Annotated in this window: 6 protein-coding genes and 1 tRNA gene; 5 read left to right on the forward strand and 2 right to left on the reverse strand. The window is 40.4% G+C overall.

From position 1 onward, the window contains the following. Positions 1-82: 82 nt before the first annotated feature. Positions 83-1,432 carry a cell division protein FtsZ gene (gene ftsZ / locus EDM53_RS03560; protein ID WP_130122307.1) on the forward strand — a complete coding sequence of 450 codons (1,350 nt, stop codon included), beginning with the start codon at positions 83-85 and terminating at the stop codon, positions 1,430-1,432. A 7-nt stretch (positions 1,433-1,439) separates the two neighbouring features. Here the strand turns inward: ftsZ and EDM53_RS03565 are convergent. Further along, a tRNA-Ala gene (locus EDM53_RS03565) sits at positions 1,440-1,515 on the reverse strand. A 324-nt stretch (positions 1,516-1,839) separates the two neighbouring features. Continuing rightward, entirely contained in the window at positions 1,840-1,965 is a 126-nt protein-coding gene (locus EDM53_RS06510; RefSeq protein ID WP_277986530.1) for a hypothetical protein, read from the reverse strand. A 191-nt stretch (positions 1,966-2,156) separates the two neighbouring features. Here EDM53_RS06510 and EDM53_RS03570 point away from each other — a divergent pair, with 191 nt between their 5' ends. From EDM53_RS03570 to EDM53_RS03585, 4 genes are all read left to right on the forward strand, one after another. Beyond that, positions 2,157-2,387 (forward strand): hypothetical protein, encoded by a 231-nt coding sequence (locus tag EDM53_RS03570; RefSeq protein ID WP_130122308.1) that lies wholly within the window; start codon positions 2,157-2,159, stop codon positions 2,385-2,387. A 273-nt stretch (positions 2,388-2,660) separates the two neighbouring features. Then, positions 2,661-4,445: a PHA/PHB synthase family protein gene (locus EDM53_RS03575; protein ID WP_130122309.1), complete on the forward strand. Its 1,785-nt coding sequence runs from the start codon at positions 2,661-2,663 to the stop codon at positions 4,443-4,445. A 108-nt stretch (positions 4,446-4,553) separates the two neighbouring features. Then, complete coding sequence (locus EDM53_RS03580) at positions 4,554-5,762, forward strand: hypothetical protein (protein ID WP_130122310.1); 1,209 nt, start codon at positions 4,554-4,556, stop codon at positions 5,760-5,762. A 218-nt stretch (positions 5,763-5,980) separates the two neighbouring features. Next, positions 5,981-6,978, forward strand: a 998-nt coding sequence (locus EDM53_RS03585) for an AAA family ATPase (protein WP_165379617.1), incomplete at its 3' end; no start/stop codon positions are given.

Here is a 6,978-nt window from a genome sequence, read left to right on the forward strand (position 1 = left end):
GAGAGTGTGGCTGTGAATTTATGGGCATTTTGTGGACGAAGTTTGATCTGAATATCATAAATTATAAGTTAATGGAGTGTATATGTCTTTACTAATCAACGTTGCAGACAATTTTGAAATGAAGCCGCGCCTGACAATTTTGGGTGTGGGAGGAGCTGGTGGTAATGCTGTAAACAACATGATATCTGGGGGTCTGGACGGTGTTGAGTATTGGGCAGCTAACACGGATGTACAGGCGTTGGAATTATCATTAGCGAATAAGATTAGATTAGGGAAGGAAGGTTTGGGTGCTGGTTCCTATCCGGAGGTTGGTAGATTAGCGGCGGAGGAATCTGCTGGTGAGATTATTGAGGCGATAGAGCACTCTAACATGTTATTTATTACAGCTGGTATGGGGGGTGGTACTGGTACTGGTGCTGCTCCTGTAGTTGCGAAGTTAGCGCACGAGAGGAACATACTGACTGTTGGTGTAGTGACGAAGCCGTTTCATTTTGAGGGTATACGTAGGATGAAGATTGCTGAGGCTGGTTTAGAGGAGATGTATAAGTATACGGATACTTTGATTGTGATACATAACCAGAATCTTTTTAGGATAGCGAATGAGAACACGACGTTTGCGGATGCATTTAGAATGGCGGACAATGTGTTGCATTCGGGTGTGAGAGGGATTGTTGATCTTATCAATAAGCCTGGGTTGATAAACCTGGATTTTGCGGATGTGAGGGCGGCGATGAAGGAGATGGGTAAAGCTATGATGGGGACTGGTGAGGCGCAGGGGGAGAATCGTGCATCAAAAGCTGCGGAGGCTGCGATTTCTAATCCGTTGTTGGACACTTCATCTATGAAGGGTGCTAGGGGTTTACTGATCAACATTACGGGTGGGCTTGATATGACTTTGTTTGAAGTTGATGAGATAGCGAACAGGATTAGAGAGGAAGTGTCGCAGGATGCGAACATAATAATAGGTTCTGCTTTTGATGAGAGCACTAATGGTTCGATAAGGGTTTCGATTGTTGCGACTGGTATAGAAGCTGAATCCTATAAGGGGCGTGTTGGTAGTGGTGATGGGACTCAGGTTACGAAAGAATCTGAACATAACCTGAATCAGCAGAAGTCTGGTGGTGAGAGAGACACGACGAATTATAGGCTTCACAGTTACATTAGTCATAGTAACAGGTCTGAGGAGATAGATCGGAGCGATGAGGTTGAGAAGGAGTGGGGAGCTGAAGGTACTACAAATAGGGAATGTGAGGTAGCTGGTGAAGAAGTAGGTTTAGAGAAGGATGGGGAAGGTTTTATGAGTGGTTCTTCGTCTACTTCTGGTGTAGTGTCTTTGAAATCTGATGTGGTGATGGGAGGTGAGCAGCAACAGAGCAAATCGAGCAGGGATTTTTTTGAGATACCTGCTTTTTTGAGAAGGAAAAACAAGTAGGTGGGGCTGGTGGAGTCGAGCGGAATCGAACCGCCGACCTCTTGAATGCCATTCAAGTACTCTACCAATTGAGCTACGACCCCCAGGTGTTCACGTAATCAAAAAGAACACTGATACCTCTATATCAAAAATATCGATACGCAGCAAGAGCAAAGTGTTGTTGTTTGGTTTGTGATACTAGACTTTGAAGATAATCATGTGAAAAAGTTGTAATAATGATGGAATTGCATGATATCAAGAGCTAAGCAAGATGGAGCACCAAAATGCGGTAGAATTGGTGATACCAATTCTCATTTTTAAATGATTCAAAACGGATTTTGTGAAACTCGGCTCTGGGCAGGTATTTGAATACGCTTACGCAGCCTCATCCTCAAATCCATTTGCCTGATTTAATCTGAAACTTGATATTAAGTAGTTAGCGATACCATGCACATCTCCTCTACCATTCCGGCACTTCCTTTGCCACTCCCGCTTCCCCTTTTGTCACTTCCGTACTCCTCCCTTTTGCAATTCCCGCTGCTCTCTTTTGTCATTGCCGCAAAAGCGTGCATCTATTTGTCTTCGCTAACACTGCCGACTAAATCATAGCATGCATACATCACACCACAAAAATGCAAGACCAAACAATCTTGCAGAGGTATAAGTACACTCTAAACAATTAATGGTTGATTTATAGTTCATATAGTATATAATATGCAATATATTAACTTAATTAGTCAATAAAATGGAACAAATTGGTTCAAAATTTAAAAGTCTTCCAGAGATCGTTGGGGCTCATATGGTGTTTGGCGCTTTGGCGTCTGGGCTCTGTACTAAAGCGGTGTACAGTTGCGATAATTTAGACTATGCAAATCCGGATAATGTGGGGCAATGTGCAATAGATGCTATTGGTTGTCTTGCGACTCTTTCCATTGAAGGATTGGCTACTTACAATACAATTGCATATTTTAGTTAGAAGTTATGCTTAAATATCTCCCAAGAGAGATGGGTGTCTCTCTTGGGGATTGTTTTGGGTATTTTAGTGTTCAACGCCACTACTCGCAATTACTTTGAAAGTTTTAGCTTTATTTTGTGTTGTGCCCTTGTTGTTGATTCCTTAAAAATCAAGGGTTATCCCCAGTGTCAGCTCAGCCCAAGAATTTTTATGCACAAATATGAAAATATATGGTGCTGAATCGTTAAAAATTCTGTACCCTTTAATTTAGGGGAATAAAACAAAAAGGGGAGTATGTGGCAGCTACCGTCGCAAAAAGAATTTGAATTTGCTAATATACCACAATTGTTTAGTAATTTACTGTTGGCTTCCATAGAGTTTAATCGTGGAATGCTTGAGATTGTGGGGACTCAAGATGTTGGGAATACACATTTAGATCCTTTAAACATTGGAGGTGCGGTATCGAAAGCAGTTCAGGAAATACTGGATGGGCCTGGACCGGTTTTTGGGGATACGCTTGCCTTATATAGGGATTATGTTCAACTTGTTGCAGATACGATGAGCTCATGGGGCCATTGCTGTAGTCTTGAGGGTTCTACTTGTTCAGATTTTGAGGCGAAGGACTCAAGATTTAAAGATGAGGCATGGACTTGGCATCCTTTCTTTAGATTTTTAAAACGTAGCTATTATTTGAACGTGAAGTATATAGAGGGTGTTTTAGGGCATCTTGGGAGGCTTGAGCCAAAGGAGCTGCATCAATTAAGGTTTTATACGAAAGTATTTACGGATGGATTATGTCCTACAAATTTTGCATTTTTTAATCCGACAGTGATAGATGCAACATTGAAGACAAATGGGGAGAATTTAGTTCAAGGTGCTTTGAATTTTGTCAAAGATGTAGAATTTACAAAAGGGCATTTTCAAATTTCTTCTACTGATACTGCTGCGTTTACTGTAGGAAAAAACATAGCTAGTACAGCTGGTAAGGTTGTATACCAAAACGAGCTGATGCAACTTATTCAATATGAGCCTATGACCAAAAAGGTCAAGGCGACACCTATTATAATGATGCCGGCTTGGATCAACAAGTATTACATATTGGATTTACAAGCTGACAACTCATTTGTACGTTGGGTAGTGGAGCAGGGATTTACAGTGTTTATGATATCTTGGAAGAATCCTGAGGCATCTTACAGAGGTAAATCATTTGAAGATTATATGATGGAAGGGCCGCTAGCGGCTATAGATGTTGTGAAGCGGATTACTGGAGTACCTTCTGTCAACTTTTTGGGATACTGCTTGGGAGGCACATTGCTTGCTACGACACTTGCATATTTGAGTGCTAAAAATAGCAACACGATTACTGCCGCGACATTTTTAACGACATTGGTAGATTTTAAAGAATGCGGTGATGTTGGTATTTTTATAGATGAGAGACAGATTTCGATGCTTGAAGAAAGCATGAACAAATATGGATACATGGACGAAAACAAGATGGGTCTTACATTTAGTATACTAAGGGGCAACGAAATGGTGTGGTATTTCTATATTAACAACTATTTGTTAGGCCAAGCGCCCCGTGCATTTGACATTTTGCACTGGAACTCGGATAGGACGAGGTTGCCTGCATCTATGCATTCTTACTATCTGCGTAACATGTATCAAAGGAATTTGTTAGCGCAACCTAATGGTTTAAGTTTTGGAGGTGTGCCGATAGATTTGAGGAGTATCAACATTCCTGTGTATATATTGGCGACAAGAAGCGATCATATTGCTCCATGGGGGTCTGTATACAAAGCGACACAATTTTACAAGGGGCCTGTTAGATTTGTATTGTCTAGCTCAGGACACGTTGCTGGCATTGTAAATCCACCGATTAAAAACAAGTATTCGTATTGGGTGAATGATGACCATGTAGCAGATTCTGGGGTATGGTTAAGGGGGGCAACTGAATCTAAAGGCTCTTGGTGGACTGATTGGATTAATTGGTTAGGTGACAAGTCTGGGGATACTGTGCAATCGACGAAGATCAAGGATTTTCTGGAAGAAGCGCCTGGTAGTTATGTTTTGGAGAAATGACATAAATTTGGAAGAGGTGGCTGGTGAGCTGCTGATAGTTATTGACAATTTTGAATTGTCGTGCAGTATTTTGACACATGATGGTATACTGATCAGTACACAAAATAAATGCGGAAAATAGTCATATTGCTTGCTATAGCGGTTGTTATTGGGATAACCAATTTTACTCTTTGGTTTATTCATACTAGGGTTATCATAGATTCTACGCTTGCTATCAAAAAGCATCTGATAACTGGTGGAGTACTTTTGAAGTATAGTGACATCAGGTTTACGAATTTTGCGGCTTGGAAGGTAAAGGCTGTGATAGATGAAGCCTCGGTTCAAATACCGAATGGTTGTGTACATAGTATAGAGAGGATTGACATTGAAAGCTCTCCGCTGGAGAATATAGTTAAGGTAGAGCTGTCAAATAGTGTGAATACGAGATGTAGCGGTGGAGGTAGTGTACAGCAGGTTACAGATTTTGCCAGTCCACCGGTTATAACAATTTCGACGTTTTCGTCTTTATCAAAATTTGTCAACGCAATTCAGAATGGGGAGCTGCGGCATTACGTCAAAGAGATAACGGTGCGTGTTGGAGGTATTTCATCATTTAATCAGATGAGAGAAAGGCAGTTGGAGTACAGTATTGAGGGCATGAATCTTTGGGCGAGTAACAGAATAGAAAATGGTAGTAGCAAAATTGAGTTAGATTTTAGCTTATCATCGCTGGAATACAACCCTGGCTACGTGTCTGCTAATGAACAGGATAATAGATTACATCAGAAATTTATTGAGCTTGGTAAGGTTGGTTTGAATACCAACGTTATTTTTTATGAGAAATTTAAGAATTTGAAGAAAGATGGGGAGCTGGTTGATTTTTTTGAGTACTACATAGACGTGAAAGATATTAGTGCTTCTTCCAAGGCTTTTTCTGGTGAATTGACTGGGTACATAGGTAGTAAGAGTGCGCGAGTGTTGCCGGTGTTTGATCTTGTTTTATCGCTGAAAAATTATAGAGATTTGCTAAGATACTATGCTGCGATAGCTAACTTATCTATAGAGAGCCTCTCTAATATATTTCAACAGATTAAACCGATCTCACCTGAGCAGGTTGACACTGTAGCTAGTATCCTAAAAACTTTATCTACGCAAGAGAGGAGAGGAGGGGATAGTGAAAGCTCCATAAAGAGTGAGCAAGATAATAACATTGCGCTGAGATTTTTAAGGGATGGTAAGAGAACAACGATCTCAGGCAAGCCATTATCTTTGATCTTTACACAGCTACAAACTGTTCTTTTATCGAATATATCAGCATTTGCTGGAGCTGCTCGCTAATATTGACTGCGGTGAGCAAATTTAAAAAGAAGGCCTGTTTGTAGTATTGTGAGGCATTGTGCTGGATGATTGAGGTGTCTAGACTCAAATCGGTTAGAAAGGAATGAAAACGGGTGGTTATCTGGACTCAAAGGTTAAGGTGGTGTTGTGGATGTCTTGATAGTGTGTAGACATGATGGTAAGATATAAAGCGTGAATAAAGTAGAAAGTTTTTAGGTATGATCAACGTCAGGTTACCGGTAGGAGTCAGCGATTTTAGAGAAATAGTAAGAGAAGAGTATGTATTTACCGATAAGACTCTTTTAATCAAAGAAGTGTTAGAAGACGGTGCGAAGGTGATTTTAATCACCAGACCTAGAAGATTTGGAAAGACACTTAATCTGTCCATGCTCTACTACTTTTTAGACCATAGTAAGCCAAAAGATAAGAATTTGTTTGAGAAGCTGAATATAGGGCAAGACAAAGCCTTTTGTGAGGAGCATCAGAATCAATATCCAGTGATATTCATATCGTTTAAGGATGTGAAGCAGTCTACATACCAAGGAGCATACGAAGATATTGTATGTCTTATTATGGAGCTGTATGAAGCACACAGGTATTTACTTGAAGTAGATGGATTGCTATCAGATAGTGAGGCAAGGATCTTTAAGGCATTAATGAACAGAGAAGGGAAGCCATCTGATGTCAAGTCAGCACTTAGGCGGTTGTGCCTATATATGTATAGGAAGTATGACAAGAACCCGATTATATTGATGGACGAATACGACACACCGATACAAGAGGCTTACCTGCACAAATACTATGAGAAGATGGTAGAGTTAATGCGTGGTATACTAGGGCAGGCATTAAAGGATAATAGCTATCTGACAAAGGCAGTGGTCACAGGAATCACTCGTATCTCTCAAGAGAGTTTGTTTTCTGGATTAAACAACATAGAGGTATACTCCCTATTGAGAGAAGACTACGGGCAATACTTTGGATTCACGGAAGATGAGGTTGTGAAGCTACTGGAAGAAACAAAACAACCTGTATCGCTTAGTGAAATAAAAGAATGGTACAACGGCTATCAAATAGGGAGGCATGTACTATACAATCCCTGGTCTATAATAAAATGTTTGAAGAACCACGGACAGTTAGACGAATACTGGTTAAATACATCAAACAATGTGTTGATAGGGGATCTGTTAAGGAAAGCAAAACCTGTAGTAAAGAAGGA

This window comes from Rickettsiales endosymbiont of Peranema trichophorum (assembly GCF_004210275.1).
Lineage (GTDB): Bacteria > Pseudomonadota > Alphaproteobacteria > Rickettsiales > Midichloriaceae > RICK02.

Excerpts from the sequence above, each read along its gene's own strand:
- ftsZ (WP_130122307.1), top strand. The coding sequence starts at position 83 with ATGTCTTTACTAATCAACGTTGCAGACAATTTTGAAATGAAGCCGCGC.
- EDM53_RS06510 (WP_277986530.1), bottom strand. The coding sequence starts at position 1,965 with ATGACAAAAGAGAGCAGCGGGAATTGCAAAAGGGAGGAGTACGGAAGT.
- EDM53_RS03570 (WP_130122308.1), top strand. The coding sequence starts at position 2,157 with ATGGAACAAATTGGTTCAAAATTTAAAAGTCTTCCAGAGATCGTTGGG.
- EDM53_RS03575 (WP_130122309.1), top strand. The coding sequence starts at position 2,661 with ATGTGGCAGCTACCGTCGCAAAAAGAATTTGAATTTGCTAATATACCA.
- EDM53_RS03580 (WP_130122310.1), top strand. The coding sequence starts at position 4,554 with ATGCGGAAAATAGTCATATTGCTTGCTATAGCGGTTGTTATTGGGATA.